The sequence below is a fragment of the Actinomadura sp. 7K507 genome (assembly GCF_004348425.1).
In the GTDB taxonomy this organism is placed as follows: domain Bacteria; phylum Actinomycetota; class Actinomycetes; order Streptosporangiales; family Streptosporangiaceae; genus Spirillospora.
On record NZ_SMKK01000511.1, the window covers coordinates 1 to 1768 of the forward strand.

At 66.7% G+C, this 1768-nt stretch carries 1 protein-coding gene; it reads right to left on the reverse strand.

Features of this window, described 5'->3' with window-relative positions:
* Nucleotides 1-11: 11 nt before the first annotated feature.
* Nucleotides 12-1655 carry an IS1634 family transposase gene (locus E1285_RS44930; protein WP_132161011.1) on the reverse strand — a complete coding sequence of 548 codons (1644 nt, stop codon included), beginning with the start codon at nucleotides 1653-1655 and terminating at the stop codon, nucleotides 12-14.
* Nucleotides 1656-1768: the final 113 nt, after the last annotated feature.

The window sequence follows — 1768 nt, forward strand, 5'->3', positions numbered from 1 at the left end:
CCTGAGTTGGCTCATTCGCTTAGTGCGTGAGGGTCTGGGTTCTGGATCGCGTTGAGGATGGCTTGCTGCTTGTCGGGGATGGCGGGGGCGAAGGTCTGGTGGGTGCCGTTGATGGCGATGGTGGCCGAGCGCAGTGGCCGGAGTTGCTTGACGACGTTGCGGATTGCCAGCCCGGTGCGTGCCTGGACTTCGCGGCTGACTGCGAGCGCGGTGAACACGATGGTCAGGTGCGCCTCGATGGCGTCGCGGGTGTGGTGGAACATCGGCCGTGCTCGCAGGTCGGTCTTGGACATCCGGAACGACTGCTCGATGCGCCAAAGGTCGTGGTAGCCGGCGATGACCTCACCGGCGGGCATGGTGGCGATGTCGATGTTGGTGACATAGCCCTTGAGGCCGACCAGTCGACGGGCACGGGCCAGGGATGCCTCGTCCAGGCTGCGGCCCCGGTTGGTGGTCTTGACGAATCGTGGCGTGCGGGCGGCCTTCTCGCCGGCGATGACGGCGCGGGCCCGGTTCTCCTGCAGCGTGAGGGTCCTGTTGTCTCGGACGGCCCGCTTGGTCGAGTAGGCCCATACCGCCCGCCACGAGCCGGGGTGCTGCTGCCGATTCCAGACCGGTTCGGCCTTGCGATGGACGTCGTTCTCGACGACGCGGCTGTTCTTGGGGGTGATGGTGTCGATGACCTGGCCGTCGCTGAAGGCGTCACCGTGCCAGCGGAAGTGGGACTCCAGATCCACCGGCGCCTTGGTGACGCGGGACCCGACGATGAACCGCAGGTGTGCGTCGTCGAGTTCACGCAGGTTGGCTGCCGACAGCATCCCCGCATCGGCCACGATCACGATGTCGGCGAGATTGTGTCGCTGTTGGAATTGCTTGACGATCGGGGTGATCGTGGCGGTCTCGGCCTTGTTGCCCTCGAAGCAGCCGATCTCGAGCGGGAAACCGCGGCGGTCGACCAGCAGACCGACGACGATCTGGGGATCGACGCGGCGTTCCTTGGAGTAGCCGACCTTGCGCAGGTCGTCCTCGTTCTCGGCCTCGAAGTAGAGGGTTGTGACGTCGTAGAGCACCAGGCTGATGTCGCCACGGCCGCGGGCGCGCTCGAAACACCGGGCCGCGATCCGGTCGCGGTAGCCGGCCTTGTTCACCCGGCCCAAGGCCCGCTTCATCGTCGCGTAGCCGGCCGGTGCCCGGCCCAGATCGCGCAGCACCCGGCCGGTGTCGAGCAGCGAGGTCGGCTCGGTGATCCGTGCAATGACCAGGTCCCGGAAGACCACGTCGTCGAGGGCGTCCAATCCCAGGCTCGTGAACACCGATGCCAAGGCCTCGAACAGCACGCCCGAGTGGGTGTCCACCACGCGTCCGGGTGGATCTCGACGCTCCTGACCGATCTCCGATCGGGCCATGAGCTCGCCCTGGACGGTCGGTGCCGCGATGAGCGGTTCGGTCATCGGCAGGGGCTCGACGCCCAGGTCCAGCGTCTCCTGCCTCGGATCGGCGAGCAGACCACGCGCCTGCTCCAGCAGGATCCCGAGTTCGGCCTCGGTATGCGCCGAACCAACGTGCTTCACGATCCGCTGACGGCCATCGGCATACTCCGCGATCTGCACCGCAGTCGCGCCCGAAGCGGTCCGCACTCGCCGGATGAACACCATCCACCGACCCTAGAACGACGCGCTTAGTGCGTGAAAACGCGACCTCCTGGAAGAGTCCTCACAGGTCAGCGCGATGTCGGCTGGATCCGTCCCGCCCCGTGAGCCAAGTCAGG